General features: G+C 69.8%; 21 protein-coding genes. 12 read left to right on the top strand and 9 right to left on the bottom strand.

Annotation, left to right across the window (positions count from 1 at the left end; translation table 11 throughout):
- Positions 1-5: 5 nt before the first annotated feature.
- Complete coding sequence (locus Hbl1158_RS04760; protein ID WP_234298912.1) at positions 6-719, bottom strand: HD domain-containing protein; 714 nt, start codon at positions 717-719, stop codon at positions 6-8.
- Between the two features lie 197 nt (positions 720-916).
- Between Hbl1158_RS04760 and Hbl1158_RS04755 the strand changes: the two genes are divergently transcribed.
- The 3 genes from Hbl1158_RS04755 to Hbl1158_RS04745 all read left to right on the top strand — a co-directional run bounded on the left by Hbl1158_RS04755 (position 917) and on the right by Hbl1158_RS04745 (position 3,376).
- Positions 917-1,738 carry an alanyl-tRNA editing protein gene (locus Hbl1158_RS04755; protein WP_234298911.1) on the top strand — a complete coding sequence of 274 codons (822 nt, stop codon included), beginning with the start codon at positions 917-919 and terminating at the stop codon, positions 1,736-1,738.
- A gap of 211 nt (positions 1,739-1,949) precedes the next feature.
- Positions 1,950-2,540: a 50S ribosomal protein L15e gene (locus Hbl1158_RS04750; protein ID WP_234298910.1), complete on the top strand. Its 591-nt coding sequence runs from the start codon at positions 1,950-1,952 to the stop codon at positions 2,538-2,540.
- 101 nt (positions 2,541-2,641) lie between these two features.
- Positions 2,642-3,376 carry a rhomboid family intramembrane serine protease gene (locus Hbl1158_RS04745; protein ID WP_234298909.1) on the top strand — a complete coding sequence of 245 codons (735 nt, stop codon included), beginning with the start codon at positions 2,642-2,644 and terminating at the stop codon, positions 3,374-3,376.
- Between the two features lie 2 nt (positions 3,377-3,378).
- Here Hbl1158_RS04745 and Hbl1158_RS04740 read toward each other — a convergent pair whose 3' ends face one another.
- The 3 genes from Hbl1158_RS04740 to Hbl1158_RS04730 form a co-directional block, all read right to left on the bottom strand.
- A complete protein-coding gene (locus Hbl1158_RS04740) occupies positions 3,379-3,990 on the bottom strand; it encodes a uracil-DNA glycosylase (protein WP_234298908.1) in 612 nt (203 codons plus the stop codon).
- Positions 3,991-4,146: 156 nt separating this feature from the next.
- Entirely contained in the window at positions 4,147-4,806 is a 660-nt protein-coding gene (locus Hbl1158_RS04735; protein WP_234298907.1) for a DUF99 family protein, read from the bottom strand.
- 15 nt (positions 4,807-4,821) lie between these two features.
- Complete coding sequence (locus tag Hbl1158_RS04730) at positions 4,822-4,992, bottom strand: DUF5786 family protein (RefSeq protein WP_234298906.1); 171 nt, start codon at positions 4,990-4,992, stop codon at positions 4,822-4,824.
- A 132-nt stretch (positions 4,993-5,124) separates the two neighbouring features.
- Between Hbl1158_RS04730 and Hbl1158_RS04725 the strand changes: the two genes are divergently transcribed.
- Positions 5,125-5,751: an MBL fold metallo-hydrolase gene (locus Hbl1158_RS04725; protein ID WP_234298905.1), complete on the top strand. Its 627-nt coding sequence runs from the start codon at positions 5,125-5,127 to the stop codon at positions 5,749-5,751.
- Between the two features lie 133 nt (positions 5,752-5,884).
- Here Hbl1158_RS04725 and Hbl1158_RS04720 read toward each other — a convergent pair whose 3' ends face one another.
- Together Hbl1158_RS04720 and Hbl1158_RS04715 are read right to left on the bottom strand one after the other, a co-directional pair.
- Positions 5,885-6,034 (bottom strand): 50S ribosomal protein L40e, encoded by a 150-nt coding sequence (locus tag Hbl1158_RS04720; RefSeq protein WP_234298904.1) that lies wholly within the window; start codon positions 6,032-6,034, stop codon positions 5,885-5,887.
- Between the two features lie 95 nt (positions 6,035-6,129).
- Positions 6,130-6,396, bottom strand: a complete 267-nt coding sequence (locus Hbl1158_RS04715; RefSeq protein WP_234298903.1) for a thioredoxin family protein — start codon at positions 6,394-6,396, stop codon at positions 6,130-6,132.
- A gap of 99 nt (positions 6,397-6,495) precedes the next feature.
- On the opposite strand from Hbl1158_RS04715, the gene Hbl1158_RS04710 reads away from it, so the two are divergent.
- The 5 genes from Hbl1158_RS04710 (at position 6,496) to Hbl1158_RS04690 (ending at position 9,352) form a co-directional block, all read left to right on the top strand.
- Positions 6,496-6,657 carry a preprotein translocase subunit Sec61beta gene (locus Hbl1158_RS04710; protein ID WP_234298902.1) on the top strand — a complete coding sequence of 54 codons (162 nt, stop codon included), beginning with the start codon at positions 6,496-6,498 and terminating at the stop codon, positions 6,655-6,657.
- Between the two features lie 61 nt (positions 6,658-6,718).
- On the top strand, positions 6,719-7,414 hold the full coding sequence (gene pdxT, locus Hbl1158_RS04705; protein ID WP_234298901.1) for a pyridoxal 5'-phosphate synthase glutaminase subunit PdxT: 696 nt from the start codon (positions 6,719-6,721) through the stop codon (positions 7,412-7,414).
- A complete protein-coding gene (gene hisE / locus Hbl1158_RS04700) occupies positions 7,411-7,752 on the top strand; it encodes a phosphoribosyl-ATP diphosphatase (protein ID WP_303647443.1) in 342 nt (113 codons plus the stop codon). The genes pdxT and hisE overlap by 4 nt, the downstream gene beginning before the upstream one ends.
- 108 nt (positions 7,753-7,860) lie before the next feature.
- Positions 7,861-8,685, top strand: coding sequence for a prephenate dehydratase (gene pheA, locus Hbl1158_RS04695; protein ID WP_234298900.1), 825 nt, complete (start codon positions 7,861-7,863; stop codon positions 8,683-8,685).
- A 223-nt stretch (positions 8,686-8,908) separates the two neighbouring features.
- Entirely contained in the window at positions 8,909-9,352 is a 444-nt protein-coding gene (locus tag Hbl1158_RS04690; protein WP_234298899.1) for an Hsp20/alpha crystallin family protein, read from the top strand.
- A gap of 78 nt (positions 9,353-9,430) precedes the next feature.
- Here Hbl1158_RS04690 and hisH read toward each other — a convergent pair whose 3' ends face one another.
- Positions 9,431-10,075 (bottom strand): imidazole glycerol phosphate synthase subunit HisH, encoded by a 645-nt coding sequence (gene hisH / locus Hbl1158_RS04685; RefSeq protein ID WP_234298898.1) that lies wholly within the window; start codon positions 10,073-10,075, stop codon positions 9,431-9,433.
- Positions 10,076-10,269: 194 nt separating this feature from the next.
- Here hisH and Hbl1158_RS04680 point away from each other — a divergent pair, with 194 nt between their 5' ends.
- Positions 10,270-10,701 carry an Hsp20/alpha crystallin family protein gene (locus Hbl1158_RS04680; protein ID WP_234298897.1) on the top strand — a complete coding sequence of 144 codons (432 nt, stop codon included), beginning with the start codon at positions 10,270-10,272 and terminating at the stop codon, positions 10,699-10,701.
- Positions 10,702-10,754: 53 nt separating this feature from the next.
- Here the strand turns inward: Hbl1158_RS04680 and Hbl1158_RS04675 are convergent, their stop codons facing one another.
- Positions 10,755-11,258, bottom strand: coding sequence for an Lrp/AsnC family transcriptional regulator (locus Hbl1158_RS04675; protein WP_234299474.1), 504 nt, complete (start codon positions 11,256-11,258; stop codon positions 10,755-10,757).
- 391 nt (positions 11,259-11,649) lie between these two features.
- On the opposite strand from Hbl1158_RS04675, the gene Hbl1158_RS04670 reads away from it, so the two are divergent.
- Positions 11,650-13,821 carry an amino acid permease gene (locus Hbl1158_RS04670; RefSeq protein ID WP_234298896.1) on the top strand — a complete coding sequence of 724 codons (2,172 nt, stop codon included), beginning with the start codon at positions 11,650-11,652 and terminating at the stop codon, positions 13,819-13,821.
- Between the two features lie 35 nt (positions 13,822-13,856).
- Here Hbl1158_RS04670 and Hbl1158_RS04665 read toward each other — a convergent pair whose 3' ends face one another.
- Positions 13,857-14,333, bottom strand: coding sequence for a hypothetical protein (locus Hbl1158_RS04665; RefSeq protein WP_234298895.1), 477 nt, complete (start codon positions 14,331-14,333; stop codon positions 13,857-13,859).
- A gap of 207 nt (positions 14,334-14,540) precedes the next feature.
- Between Hbl1158_RS04665 and Hbl1158_RS04660 the strand changes: the two genes are divergently transcribed.
- On the top strand, positions 14,541-15,029 hold the full coding sequence (locus Hbl1158_RS04660) for a hypothetical protein (RefSeq protein WP_234298894.1): 489 nt from the start codon (positions 14,541-14,543) through the stop codon (positions 15,027-15,029).
- Positions 15,030-15,100 lie beyond the last annotated feature (71 nt).

Raw genomic sequence — 15,100 nt, 5'->3', positions numbered from 1 at the left:
TCGACTCAGTCGTCGTCGCGGTCGCTGTCGCCGACATCGTCGCGGTCGCGGTCCATTCGCGCGACCTCCTCCTCCAGCCACTCGCGGAACCAGCGCACGCGCTTGAGTCGCTCGTGGGCGATCGACTCGGCGGTGTCGCTCTCGACGCGCGAGGCGTGCTCGCGGCCGCGCTCCAGCACGCGCTGGACCATCTCGGCGGCGTCCATGTGCGTGCGCGCCTCGTAGCCCATGCGGAGGACCATGAGGGCGGTGCCGTTCGCGCCGACCTTGTCGAGGAGGTCCGCCTCGATCAGACACCGGGTCTCCAGCGCGAGGTCCGAGAGCGGCCCCTGGTAGGAGTGGTCCTCGACCGAGGAGCACACCGCCGAGATGAACGACTCGGGGTAGTCGCCGCGGGTCTCGAGGTACTGTCGGGCGACGCGCGCGCCCTCCTCGGCGTGGACGTCTTGGTCGGCCTCGAGCTTCGACACGTCGTGAAACAGCGCGGCCACGCGCACCACGTCGGTGTCTGCACCCTCTTTGGCCGCGATCTCCTCGGCGATGTCGACGACGTTCAGGATGTGGTTGAAGCGGTACTCCGCGGAGTGCCACGGGTACCAGCGCATCCGGCCGCCGTCGTCCTCGCTCTCGACGGAGGCGGCGAGGTACTCGCGGACGAAGTGCTCCATGTCCGCGAACTCCTCGGCGGTGACCCGCGAGCCCTTTATTTCGACGCCCACGGCACCCACCTCCTGTAGTCGGTCGAGTCGAAAGAGACGTACGTCGTTCTCATTACGGAATGATAGGGCCCGTTCCGTTCTTAGTCGTTACGACAGGTGCGGCCGACGACGACCGCGCTCGGTCGCCGACGCCGTCGACGGGCGCGTCGCGTTCCGGGTGGCCAACGGCTAAGTCCGCTCCCCGGCTTCGAGACGACGTGACCGAGCAACTGTACCTCGCCGACAGCACCGTCCGGGAGTTCGAGGCGACCGTCGAGCGCGCGCTCGACGACCGGGTCGTCCTCGACCGCACGCACTTCTATCCGACCGGCGGGGGCCAGCCGAACGACACGGGGACGCTTCGAGTCGTCGATCCGGGTAGCGACGCGGACGCGGCGGACGATGCGGCCGACGCGTCGAGCGGGCGGGTCTCCGCCGGGGACGAGTTCTCCGTCGGCGACGTGGAGAAGACGGACACGATCTACCACCACCTCGACGGGCCGGCACCGCCGGAAGGGACCGTCGTCCGGGGGGAACTCGACTGGGATCGACGATACGCACACATGCGGTATCACACCGCACAGCACCTCCTCTCGGCGGTGCTGTTGGACGAGTTCGACGCCCGGACCGTCGGCAACCAGCTGTACGCCGACCGCGCTCGCCTCGACGCCGAGTACCCGAAGTTCACCGAGACCGACCTCGCCGACGTGGAGGCGCGCATGAACGGCCTCGTCGAGGACGGGCTTCCGGTGCGCCACTACACGATGGACCGCGAGGTCGCGGAGGCGGAACTCGACACCGAACGGACCCGGATCGACCTGCTTCCCGACTCGATCACCGAGCTTCGAATCGTCGAGATCGGTGGTGGCGACGACGGTGACGGTGACGGCGGAACCGCGGGCGACGGCGGCCCGTTCGACCGAACCGCCTGCGCGGGCACCCACGTCCCCGCCACCGACGAGATCGGCGAGGTGACCGTCACCGGCCGGACGACGCAGGGAGGCGACCGAGAGCGGGTGACGTTCACCTGCGACGGCTGAGCGGGGACGCGATCTCCGCGACTGCGACGCGTCCGCAGAGCCCTCGACCGCCGGAGGAGGAGAAACGTAGCCCTTAACAGCGCGAGCGCGGAACTACGGGTAACTCGCCGGCAGGTGGGCCGCCGGCGGGCACCCGGTACGCCGGGACGAAATGTGGCCGCTCGGGGGTTCCTCGACGCGGCTGAATCGCAAGCGCCCGCGGAGACCACCAATGGCACGAAGCTTCTACTCCCACATCAAGGAAGCCTGGCGGAACCAGGACGAGGGCAAGCTCGCGGAACTGCAGTGGCAGCGCAAGCAGGAGTGGCGCGACGAGGGGGCGATCGTCCGGATCGACCGGCCGACCCGCCTCGACAAGGCGCGCGAACTCGGCTACAAGGCCAAGCAGGGCGTCGTGATGGCGCGCGTCTCCGTCCGCAAGGGCGGCGCGCGCAAGCAGCGCCACAAGGCCGGCCGCCGGACGAAGCGCCAGGGCGTCAACCGCATCGGTCGCCGGAAGTCCATCCAGCGCATCGGCGAGGAGCGCGTCTCGCGGAAGTTCCCGAACCTCCGCGTGCTCGCCTCCTACTCGGTGGGCCAGGACGGCTCCCAGAAGTGGACCGAGGTGATCCTCGTCGACCCCGAGCACCCCGCGATCGAGAACGACGACGAACTCAACTGGATCTGCGACGACTCCCAGAAGGGTCGCGCGTTCCGCGGGCTCACGAACGCGGGCAAGAGCAACCGCGGCCTGAGCCAGCGCGGCAAGGGAACCGAGAAGACCCGGCCGTCCGTCTCCAGCGGCGACCGCGGCGGCAAGTAACGGTACCGGGCTCTCGCCTCGAGATTCTTCCGACCGCACCGTCCGCCAGCGACCGCCTCGCCGAGCAAGTGCTAAGGGCGTCTGCCCCCGAGGCGAGGACGATGGCAACTGACGGGCGAACGGATCCGCCCGACGACTTCCGCGCGTTCGTCTCCGCGCTGGTCCGGGAGTATCGGGCGGCCCGAACGCGGACGACGCTCGCGCTGGTCGCGCTGACCTCAGTCGTGTTCCTGCTGCAGGTCGCCGGGGCGTATCTCACCGGCGCGCCGTCGGTCCGGGCGCTGACGGCGTTCCTGTTTCTCACCGGTGACGACGCGGTGTATCTCCTCTCGTTGTTCCTCCATCGCGGGGCCCCGCACTTCCTCTCGAACGCGCTCGTGCTGGTCGTGCTGGCTCCACAGGAGCGACACTTCTCGCCGCGAGGCTACTGGCTGTTCGTCGTGACGGGCGCGCTGCTCACCCTGGGCGTCGGCTACGCCGTGTTACTGGCGTACAGCCCCGAGTCGCGGGTCGCCTTCTACGGCATCAGCGGCCTGGGGTACGCCCTGGGCGGGTTCGCGCTCGTCCGCGGACTCAGACACCGGCGCGACTGCTCGCCGCTCGATGTCGTCGCCGCGATCGTCGGGCTGTCGTCGGTCGTCGAGGTCGCGGGCAACCTCTTCGTGAGCCTGCCGGGCGCGCCCGCCGGCGTGAACGGCGGCCACCTCTCCGGGTTGGCGTTCGGCCTCGCCGTCGGGGCAATGTGGCGAGGCAGACGCGACCTGTCGGCCGACGAGGAGCGGGGTCGCCCGTCGGCCGACGAGGAACCGAGTCGCCCGTCGTCCGAGGGGGAGTGAGATCAGTAGTCGCCCAGCCGCGACTGCCCGTTCGCGCCGTCGCCGTCGGTCAGCCCCGCGAGCGCCGTCGCCTGCCGGATCGTCTCCTCGAACGCGTCCGCCTGGCTCCGGTCGTACAGCGTCGCCGCCGGATGGAGACACACCAGCAGTCGAACCGTCGCGTCGCCGACGCGGGCGTCGAACACCTCGCCCGCCTCCTGGGTCACGGCGACCGAGCGGTCGAGGAGGTGCTGGGACGGGACCTTCCCGAGCGTGACCACGAGTTCGGGGTCGAGGCGCTCGAGTTCGGCCGCGAGGTAGCCCCGGCAGTTCGCCAGTTCGTCCGCGTGCGGGTCGCGGTTGTCCGGCGGGCGACACCGGACGCAGTTGGTGATTCGGACGTCCGAACGCGCCACCCCCGCGTCGCGGAGCGCGTCGTCGAGGACGGTTCCCGAGCGCCCGACGAACGGTTCGCCCGCCTCGTCCTCGTTCGCGCCGGGGGCCTCGCCGACGAACACGAGGTCGGCGTCGCTCGGACCGACGCCGTCGACGATGCGTGAGCGAGACTCGACCAGCGCCGGACAGCGCTCGCAGTCGGTCACGCACAGGTCCCCGTCAAGCGACTGCTCGCTCATACCGGAACGCGACCCGCCGCGGAGGTAAACCTACCCGTCTCCCTCGACCGTGCCACCGTCACTGTTGTCGGTGCCGTCGCCGTCACCGATGACGTCGCCGGCAACGTCGTCGTCGCCGACGCTGTCCTCCGCGCTTCCACCGGCCGCGTCCGCATCTCACTCCCGGTCCGGCGGATCCGGGGAGTCGAGGTACGACCGCCCGGCACGCGCCGCCACCCGTGCGACCCGGAGCGGCTCCGGCCGGCGTCGGCCGGCCGGGGTGTGCGCGCGCACGAGTCGCCGGGCGCGTTCCCCGTCGACGCCGACGGCTCGGACCCAGAGGTCGGGAGCGACGGCAGTCGGGTCGTCGCCATCGCTGTCCAGTCGAACGGGAACTCGCTCGGGCAGCGACTCGTAGGTCGCGAGACGGCGTGCGAGCGCCCCGCCGGAGAACTGCTCGCGGAGGGTCGGGGCGAGGCCGTCGCTGGCCTCGAAGGAGACGGCGACGACCGGCCGGTCGGTGGCCGCCCGCACAGCGGCGAGGTCGACGACGTTGAACCACGCGGGAGCGACGCCGGCGATCAGGAGGTGGCGAACGTCCTCGCGGTCGAGTCGGTCGAAGCAGTCGATCACGGCGGCGGTCGCGTCGGTGCCGCCGATCGAACACGTCGAGAAGGCGAGTCCGTCGACGGCGCGGTCGACCCGGACGACCGCGCCCGCGACGGTTGCCGTGGCTGTGCCGATCTCGACTCCGTCACTCGCCTCGGTTTCGGCGTCGGCGCTCGCACCGTCGGTCGACGAGACGGCGATGCCGAGCGCGCGAGTGCCGGACTTCACGGGTCGCCGGCGGCGTCAGTCCTTGATCTCCTCGAGTTTGTCGAGAAGCTCGTCGTTCGAAGCTCCGATCTCGAACTCGACGTCGCCGTCGTGGGTCTCGCCATCCGAATCCACGGTTTCGTCGTCGAGGTCGGAATCGATCTCCTGATTCGACTGCTCGGATTCGTCGTAGCTCCCGAAGCCCATGTACGGATTACACTATTGCGTATTCACTAAAAAGCGTAGGGGTGAATATGGCCGATACCACAGCCGCGTCGTCCGCACGTCTCAGCTGCCGTGGCAGGTCGGCTTTTAGGCACGGCGACCCACGGTCGGGACATGGACGCGGTCAATGTCACGGCCGACGCCGAGGAGTTCACCTGTAACGCGTACTTCGTCGACGGCGCGGTGCCGACGCTCGTCGACGCGGGGACGATGCCGGGCGTCGTCGACGTGCTCGCCGAGCACACCGACGCCGTGGACCGGGTGATCCTCACCCATCAACACCACGACCACGTCGGCGAACTCGACGCCGTCCTCGACGCCTACGACGCTGACCTGTTCGCGTACGGCGACCACCCGCGACGCGACCACGCGCTCGAGGACGGCGACGAAGTCGAGATCGGCGACGAGACGGCCGAAGTGGTGTACACGCCCGGCCACGCCGGCGATCACGTCTCGTTCGTCGCCGAGACGGCGCTGTTCTCGGGCGACGTGGTCGTGTACGACGACGGCGCGTTCGACGACGGCTCCTTCGGTCGGACCGACATGGCCGGCCAGTCCCGCGAGCGCCTCATCGAGAGCCTGCGCGACCTGCTCGATCGGCTCCCCGACTCCGTCGAGTCGATGTACGCGGGCCACGGCGGGCCGTTTCACGCGGACCCCGCGGGCGACTCCGTGCGCGACGTGATCGAGCGTGCGCTCGCGCGCGCCGAGCGCCGCGAGCCGAAGTACCCTGACGAGTAACGGCCGGTCTCTCTCGGGCCGCCCTCGTTTCCCGCCCGCCAGTAGTCGGCGGTCGTTCGGCCGACCGACGCCGTCGCTCTCGGAGGCGAACTCGAGGTGGAACGGGAGAAGCGTGCGGGCGTCGCGACCGGCCTCAGGCGGTCCGGGGCTCCTTCGCCTTGGGGCGGAGGTTCCCGTAGCCGCACTTGCGACAGTTGTCGGCGCGCTTCGGGTTCCGCGCGTTACACCGCATGCACACGAGCTTTTCGAGCGTGCGGCGCTCGGCCGCGTCGAAACTTGCCATACGCGTGAGAAGCGGCCGCGGCCCTGTTAACGGTTGCGAGTCGGGGCCGAGTCGGTTCCGAGAGATCCCGCGTCGATCCGGCGGGGAGCGTACGCCTACGCGCCGGCGCTCGAGAGCGCCTCTTCGAGGTCCTCGCGCTGGGTGACACCGACGAACCGGTCGACGACGCCGTCGTCGTTCTCGACGATGAGGGTCGGTAGCGACCGCACCTGGTACTGGTTCGCGATCTCCTGTTCCTCCTCGACGTCCACCTTCTCGAAGCTCACGTCGGGGTAGTCCTGCTCCAGTTCCTCGAGGATCGGGTCCTGGGTCTTACAGGGGCCACACCAGTCCGCGTAGAAGTCCTTGAGTCGAACGCTCATACCGACCGCTCGTTGCGACGGGGTGTGCATAAGGATTACTCACTCGGCACCCGATCGGCGGTCGAAAGGCTTAGGCGGGACACTCGCGTGGACTGAGACATGAGCAGCGGACAGAACAGCGGCGGCCTGATGTCCAGCGCGGGGCTCGTCCGCTATTTCGACGCCGAGGACCGCAACGCGATCCGGATCGACCCGCGAACCGTCGTCGCCTTCGGGCTCCTGTTCGGGGTCCTCGTGTTGATCCTCGGGTTCGCCTTCTGAGGCGACCGACGGCGACGCCGACAGCGACACCTTTTCACCCGCCGACCGCCGATTTCTGGGCATGAAAGCGGGCGTTATCGCCGTTCAAGGCGACGTCTCCGAGCACGCCGACGCGATCGAACGCGCGGCCGCGAGCCACGGCGTCGACGCCGAGGTCGTCGAAGTTCGCGACCCGGGGATCGTCCCCGACTGCGACGTGTTGCTCATGCCGGGTGGGGAATCGACGACGATCTCGCGGCTCCTGCGCGAGGAGGGGATCGACGAGGAGATCTGCGCACACGTCGACGCCGGCAAGCCGCTGCTCGCGACGTGTGCGGGCCTCATCGTCGCCTCTCGCGACGCGAAAGACGATCGAGTCGCGACGCTCGGCGTGCTCGACGTGCGCGTCGACCGCAACGCGTTCGGCCGACAGGCCGACTCCTTCGAGGCCCCGATCTCGGTGAAGGGGCTCGACGAGCCGTTCCCGGCGGTGTTCATCCGCGCACCCGTGATCGACGGCGAGTCCGTGGACTCCGAGGGAGACGGTGACGCCGCGGGCGAGACCCGCGACGGCGTCGAGGTGCTCGCCAGTTGGAACGGCGACCCGGTCGCCGTCAGGGAGGGCCCGGTGATCGCCACGTCGTTCCATCCCGAGTTGACTGCCGACTCGAGGATCCACGACCTGGCGTTCTTCCGTCAGGAACACGCGGAACTCCCGACCGAGACCGACACCGGAACCGATACCGGGTCCGACGCCGACGCGGAGGTCGACGCGTGAGCGACGACCCCGCATCCGACGGAGAACACGACGGAGAATCCGACGAGGTCGCGGACGAGGAGGTGCTCGACGCCCTGTTCGCGACCATCGAGGACCGCAAGGAACGGCTCCCCGAGGGCTCGTACACCGCCTCGCTGTTCGCCCACGAGAAGGGGGAAAACGCCGTGCTCGAGAAGATCGGCGAGGAGTCGACCGAGACGATCCTCGCGGCGAAGGACGACGATACCGAGGAACTGACCGCGGAGGCTGCCGATCTCGTCTACCACCTGCTCGTGCTACTCGCGTCGAAGGACCTCGACGTGGCGGACCTCCGTGCGGAGCTTCGCGATCGGTTCTGAGGCGTCGCTCTCGGCCGCGAGTCGCCGGCAGTTGTCCGCGGGGACGACTGCCGTCGAAGAACTGTCACACCCGGAGCGCTTATCGGTCCCGGTGGCGCATCCCGGGGCATGCAGGCAGTCACGCTCGGCCCCGCGGGCACCTACTCTCACCGCGCGGCGCGGGCCGTCGCCGACGACGTCGCCTTCCGCGAGTCGGTCACGGCCATCGTCGACTCGGTGGCCGACGGCACGTACGAACGCGGCGTCGTCCCCATCGAGAACAGCATCGAGGGCAGCGTCACCGAGAGCCTCGACGCGCTCACCGAGGCGGACGTGGCCGTCGTTCGCGAGATCGTCACGCCGATCCGCCACGCGCTGTTGGCGCAGGCGGAGTCGTTCGAGACGGTCGCCTCCCACTCGCAGGCGCTGGCGCAGTGTCGCGACTACCTGGAGCGGGAGTACCCCGACGTGCACAGGGAGGCGGTGGCGTCGACCGCCCGCGGCGTCGAGCGCGCCCGCGAGGACCCGACGGTCGCGGGGATCGGCCATCCCGCCAACGCCGACCCCGAGGACGGCGACGGCGTCGAACTCCGCGTGCTCGCGGAGGACATTCAGGACCGCTCCTCGAACGCGACGCGCTTTCTCGTCGTCGCGCCAGAGCGCGAACGCGACGACGGCGGCGGCAAGACGTCGGTGGTGGTGTACCCCGGCGCGAACTACCCGGGGCTACTGCTGGAGATCCTCGAATCGTTCGCCGAACGCGACGTGAACCTCTCGCGTATCGAGTCGCGACCCAGCGGCGAGCGACTCGGCGACTACCTGTTCCACATCGACTTCGAGGCCGGGATGTACGAGGCGCGCGCCCGGGAGGCCGTCGACGCGGTCAGGGAGATCGCCGACGACGGCTGGGTCACCGTGCTCGGCTCGTACGACACCGAACACGTGGTGTCGTAGCGGTCGGTCGATCCGGACGCGTCGCTGGGATCCGCTGGCGAACAGGCGACGCCCCGCGCCGCGCTCCCCGACGCCGGCGTCGCACACCCGCGTCCCGTCGGGGACACTCGTCACCGCATATCCGCGTTGGTCCCGGCATCGCGTATGAATCCTCGGCCGGCCCCATGACTTCTGACCCCCGGCCGGCGACAGACCCAAGTTCGGCGACGGAGTAGTCGGACGTATGACTCGACGGTCACCGTTCGACGACATCGCGGACCTGTTCGACCAGGTCGGCGAGGAGTTGGAGGACATCGAGCGCACGCTCGGCGTCGAGGGCGGCGCGGACGTTCCCGTGGACGTGCTGGAGCGCGACGACGCGTTCGTCGTGACGGCCGACCTCCCCGGGTTCGATCCCGAGGACGTCGAGGTGACGCTGTCCGGGCGCGAGTTGACGATCCACGCGGAGGGAGACGAACGCGCGGAGTCGGCCAGCGAGACGGACGACGAGGGGCGCTACCACCGGCGCGAGCGACGCGTCCGGTCGGTCACGCGTCGGCTGCGGCTCCCGGGCGAGGCGGTCGAAGAGGAGGCGTCGGCGACCCACGAGAACGGCGTGGTGACGGTGACGCTGCCGAGACCGGAGCCTGACGGGGAGGGAGACGGGACCCAGATCGACGTGGAGTAGCGTCGACGGTTCGGGCGGTCGGCGGACCGGACGATCGGGGGACCGATCTGTCGGCAAACCGCTCAGTCGGCAAACCGCTCAGTCGGCGGTGGCGATCTCGCCGGCGTGGTAGGCCTCGGCGTAGTCGACGAAGTTACGCAGGATTCTGAGTCCGGTTTCGCCGCTCTTCTCGGGGTGGAACTGCGTGCCCATGACGTTGCCCGCCTCGTTGGCGGCGATGGCGGCGAACGGCCGGCCGTACTCGCAGGAGGCGATGGTGCGGTCGGTCACGTCGGCGCAGTAGGAGTGGACGAAGTACGCGTACTCGCCCGCCTCGATCCCGTCGAGCAGGGGATGGTCGCGCTCGGGAGTGAGTTCGTTCCAGCCCATGTGAGGCACCTTCACCGAATCGGGCAGACGCTCGACGCGGCCCGGGATGAGGCCGAGTCCCTCGACGGTCTCGCCCTCGGTCGCGCCCTCGGTGCTCTCCTCGTACATGAGCTGGAGGCCGACGCAGACGCCGAGGATCGGCGTGTCCTCGGCCTTCTCGATCAACACGTCGTGGAACGGCTCGGAGTTGGCGACGCACTCTCGGAACGCTCCGACGCCGGGGAGCACCAGCGCCTCGGCGTCCCGGATCGCGTCGGGGTCGTCCGAGACGACCACGTCGGCACCGGCCCGTTCGAGGCCCCGACGGAGGCTCCGGAGGTTACCCACGCCGTAGTCGATGACGGTCACGTCCATACGCGACCTGCGGGGCGGGCGGTGAAAACGGTTGCCCGTCGACCCAGCGCAGCCGCGAGCACCGGATGCCGCGACGCTTGGTCCGTCCTCGGCTTCGACGGCGGACCTCGCCGCGTTCGCGCTCTGAAGCCTGCTATCACGTGTTCATCCCTATTTAATATCTCAGCGGGCGTCCTCAGTACCGGTGATACTCCATGAGTAACATGACTCCCTTCGACGAGATGAACCGGATGTTCGAGCGTATGTCCCGCGGCGTCGGCCGCATGGACTGGGGCGACCTCGACGGATCGCGACGCTCGGGCGTCGACATCGACGTGGCCGAGTACGACGACGAGGTCGTCGTCGTGGCCGACCTCCCCGGATTCGAGCGCGAGGACATCGACGTGACCGTCCGCGACGGCGTCCTCTCGATCCACGCCGAGCGCACCACGGCCCGCGAGGACGGCGACGACGGCGCGTATCTGCGCCGTGAGCGCCGGGCCGCCTCGCTGCGGCGGTCGGTCAGCCTCCCCGCCGCGGTCGACGAGGACGACGCCAGCGCGACGTACACCAACGGCGTGCTCACGGTCAGTCTTCCCACCGTCGCCGACGGCGACGAAGACGGCCACCGAATCGACGTGAACTGATCGGCGTATGTGAACTGTCGCCGTGAACCGATCCGGCGGCGACGAGGAACCGGCTACGGATCCCGGTCGGCGTCGCCGTCGAACTCCTCCTCGGGCGAGTCGAGAAAGCCCCGGAACGGGCAGACGTGCTCGTCGCGGATCAGCTGTTCGTCGACGACCGTGAGTCCGAGCGCGTCGAGTTCCTCGGTGATCCGATTCAGGTCGTCGTGGTCGCGCCCGACGGCGTTCACGTAGACGTTCCGCTCACCGGTCATGATCTCTCTGACGGCGGTGACGCCGTGGATCTCCCGCGCGCGGTTCGCGAGCCCGCCCCGCTCTGAGACCGACGCCGTGCAGATGATCTTCGTGTACAGCGGGTAGCCGGCGAGGTCGTAGTCGATGTCGAGGTGGTATCCGCGGATGATCCCGGACTCCTCGAGTTTGTTCAGTCGCGTTCGGACCGTGCTCGCCGAGAGGTCGAGCCGCTCGGCGATGTCGCTCGAGGACGTTCCCCGGGCGTCCCCCTGGAGGTAGTAGAGGATGTGCTTGTCCACGGAGTCCAGTTCGCCGTCCTTCATCTGATTGTCGCTCACGCGGGCCGCGAGCGTTATGAGTGTTCCCACCCGCTCGAGGCGAGCGTCCGCGCCGTCCGAGTTCAGCGTCTGCATCCGTTCGAGTTCACTCCCGTCCCGTTTCATGTCCGATCCGAACCGCCGATCGATGACGGAAACGAACGTTCATTGGGTTCACATCGTCGAACCGTCTTCAATATCGCCTCATTTATTCGCTTCCGTCACCAACCGTCGATCAACGACCCCCGCGCACAGCGGTGGGTGTTCGACACTACATGACACGAGAACGAACTTTCCTCGATCCGATCGAAACCGATCCGCCGCCCGCGACGGACGAACCGACCGCCGACCGTGCCGGGCGAGCCGAACGGGACGGCACAACGGCGGTGACTCCCCGATGAAGGAACTCGAGCGCGACCTGGGGCTGCCGTCGGTGTTCGCGATCAGCATCGGCGCGATGATCGGCAGCGGGATCTTCATTCTCCCCGCGCTCGCGCTCGACATCGCCGGTCCCGCCGTGATCGTCGCGTACGGACTGGCGGGGCTGCTGGTCGTCCCGGCCGCGCTCTCGAAATCGGAGATGGCCACCGCGATGCCCGAGGCCGGCGGTACCTACATCTACATCGAGCGTGGGATGGGCCCGCTGCTTGGAACGGTCGCGGGCGTCGGGACGTGGTTCTCGCTGTCGTTCAAGGGCGCGCTCGCGCTCGTCGGCGGCGTCCCGTACCTCCTGTTGCTGTTCGACCTCCCGCTCAAGCCGGTCGCGCTCGCGCTGGCGGGGGTGTTGATCGTCATCAACGTCATCGGCGCGAAACAGACCGGACGGCTCCAGGTCGCCATCGTCGTCGTGATGCTGGCGGCGCTGGGGTGGTTCGCCGCGGGGAGCGCCCCGAGCGTCGCGTCGGCCAACTACGCGAACTTCTTCGCCGACGGGCCGGGCGGGCTCTTCGCCGCGACCGGGCTGGTGTTCGTCTCCTACGCCGGCGTCACCAAGGTCGCCAGCATCGCCGAGGAGGTCGAGGACCCCGGGCGGAACATTCCGCTGGGCATCCTCGGGTCCCTGGCGTTCACCACGGTCCTGTACGTCGCCGTCGTCGCGGTGCTCGTCGGCATCACCGACCCCGGAAGCGTCGCGGGGTCGCTGACGCCCGTCGCGGTCGGAGCCGAACAGACGCTCGGGCAGGCCGGCGTCGTCGCCGTCATCATCGCGGCGGTGTTAGCGTTGGTGTCGACGGCGAACGCGGGCATCCTCTCGTCCTCCCGGTACCCGTTCGCGATGAGCCGCGACCAGCTCGCCCCGCCGTCGCTGGCGGCGATCAGCGAGCGGTTCGGGACGCCGGTCAACTCGATCACCCTCACCGGCGCTGTGCTGTTGGCGCTCATCGCGTTCGTCCCGATCCTCGACATCGCGAAGCTCGCGAGCGCCTTCCAGATCATGGTGTTCGCGCTGATCAACGTCGCGCTCATCGCCTTCCGCGAGGGGACCGTCGAGTTCGAACCCGAGTTCATCTCGCCGCTGTACCCGTGGATGCAGGTGTTCGGTGCAGTCTCCGGGGCCCTCCTGTTGACCCAGATGGGCACCGTGGCGATCCTCGGAGCGGTCGCGATCGTCGTCGCCAGCGTGATCTGGTACGCCGCCTACGTCCGCCCGCGGGTCGACCGCGAGGGGGCGGCGACCGACGCGATCCGCCGCCAGGTGAGCAGGGAGTCGCTGACCGACCTGCACGCGATCGACGCGGACGAACGCGACGAGACGCTCGTCGCGCTCACCAAGCCGCTGGACGAGGCGCGCGAGCGCTCGCTGGTGTCGCTGGCGGCCGACGTGGCCGGCCGAACCGAGGGCCGCGTCGTCGTCGTCCGGTTCGAGGAGGTGCCCGACCAGGCACCCCTCACGGACGACGTGACCGTTCAGTCGCCCTCCGACGTGTCGTTCGAGGAGCGGATGGAGGCGCTGTCGGCCGAACTCGGCGTCGAGATCGAGGCCGGCGAGGTGGTGAGCCACGACACCAAACACGCGCTCGTCAACCTCGCGGATCACCGCGGGGTCGACACCATCGTCACCGAACACGAACCGCTCCGGCTCCGATCCCGGCTGCTCGGCGATCCGATCGACTGGGTCGCCCGCCACGCCCCCTGCGACGTGCTCCTGGTCGACAACCTCGGCTACGACGACCCCAAACACGTCGTCGTCTCCGGCGACGGCGGCCCGTACCCGCCGGTTGCGATCCGGACGGCCGAGGCCGTCGCGGCCGCCAACGGCGGCGAGGTGTCGCTGTGGTATCCCGCCGGCGGCAGCCAGCAGCGCGACCGGGTGGCGACCGACTATCAGTCCGAACTGTCGGAGATGCTGTCGGTGCCCGTGCGCACGGAAGGCGTTCGGGCCGACGGGGGCCGTCCGTCGCCGCCGGATCTGCTCGTGCGACGCGGACAGGACCACCGGCTCCGGGGAGCGCTGTTCGACGACGGGCCGATGTTCCCCGGACTCGGCTGTACGACCGTGACGGTGTACCCGCACGAGGAGAGCAGACCGCCGCTGCGTCGACGGCTCGTCGAACGGCTCGTCTCGTAGCCGTCGACGGCGCGGATCGTCCTCGCGGGTCGCCGTCACTCCTCCCCGACCGCGTCGGCGACCCGGTCGGCGACGTCGTCGACGGCGTCGCGCCAGTCCGCCGGGAGGTCGCCGCCGCGCTTCGGCGGGTCGACATCGAGAGTCACGGCCGCGAACGACGCCCCAGGGACTGTCCGTGCGATCCGCTCGCCGACGAACTCGGCGTTTCGCCGCTTCGTGCTGTGTCCGCCCGACCGCAGATCGTAGTACCGAGAGAACACCTGCACGACCGTCACCGACCCGTACGTCGAGTCGAGATCCGACGCCGCGAGTTCCCGAAAGAGCGTCACCGTGTTGTCCGCGGGGTCCGCGCGCCGCCACTCCAGTTCCACGGCCGCGATGTCGTCGCCGACGCCCGCCACGTCGACGGGCGTCGACCCGATCGGGTACTCCGTGTGCCACGTTCGTCCGGAGACGGCGCTCGCGAGGCGTTCACGGAGGCGACGCTGCACGCGACTCGCGGCCTCGCCCATGACCCCGCGTCTCGTCGGCGCAGCTTGAATCCGGCGGCGCGTCGGTCGCGTCGATCGCACGGACCGCGTCGATCGCACGGACCGCGTCGATCGCACTAACCGAATCGATCGCCCACGGCGGTCTCCGCAGTCCCGCTACCGTGCCATCGCGTTCGTTCGCTCCGCACGGCCGACGCCGACTTCACCGGGCGGCCCCTTCGGTCGAACGTGAGCGACACCCCGAGCCGGAATCGTCGACCGGGAACCGCACGCGACCGCGCCGTCGGGGCCGCCGCCTGGGCCCTCGCGGCGGTCCACCTCGGCGTCGCCGGGGCGGGCGTCCTCGCGTTCCTCGCCCCACCGTGGTGGACCGGCGGGATCGCGGGACCCCTGGACGGCGCGGTGCTCGTCGCCCTCGTCGCCGTCGCGGGGCTCGTCGGCGCGTGGCGGGCGGGCGCGCCGGCGACCGAGACCACCCGCGCCCGGCGCACGGAGGTCGCCGGCGGCCTCGTCGTGTTCCCCGGCGCGTGGGTGGCGCTGCTCGCGGCGTTCGTCCCCCGGACCGTCTTCGGGGACGTCCCGTTCGTGCTGCTCCCGCTCGTGGGAAACGCGCTCCCCGCCCTCGCGGTGCTTGCGGTCGTGTACGGCTACGGCCCGTTCGCGGCCGGTCCCGCCGGTCGACGCGACGTGGACCTCGACTGGAACGAGCGAAACTGACGAACCGAAGAGCCGGCTGCGACCGGAACCGACCCGCACCGCGACCGCGACGACGCCGCACCGCGACCGCT

The sequence above is a fragment of the Halobaculum sp. CBA1158 genome (genome assembly GCF_021431925.1).
GTDB lineage: Archaea > Halobacteriota > Halobacteria > Halobacteriales > Haloferacaceae > Halobaculum.
This window is presented reverse-complemented; position numbering and strand designations above follow the sequence as displayed.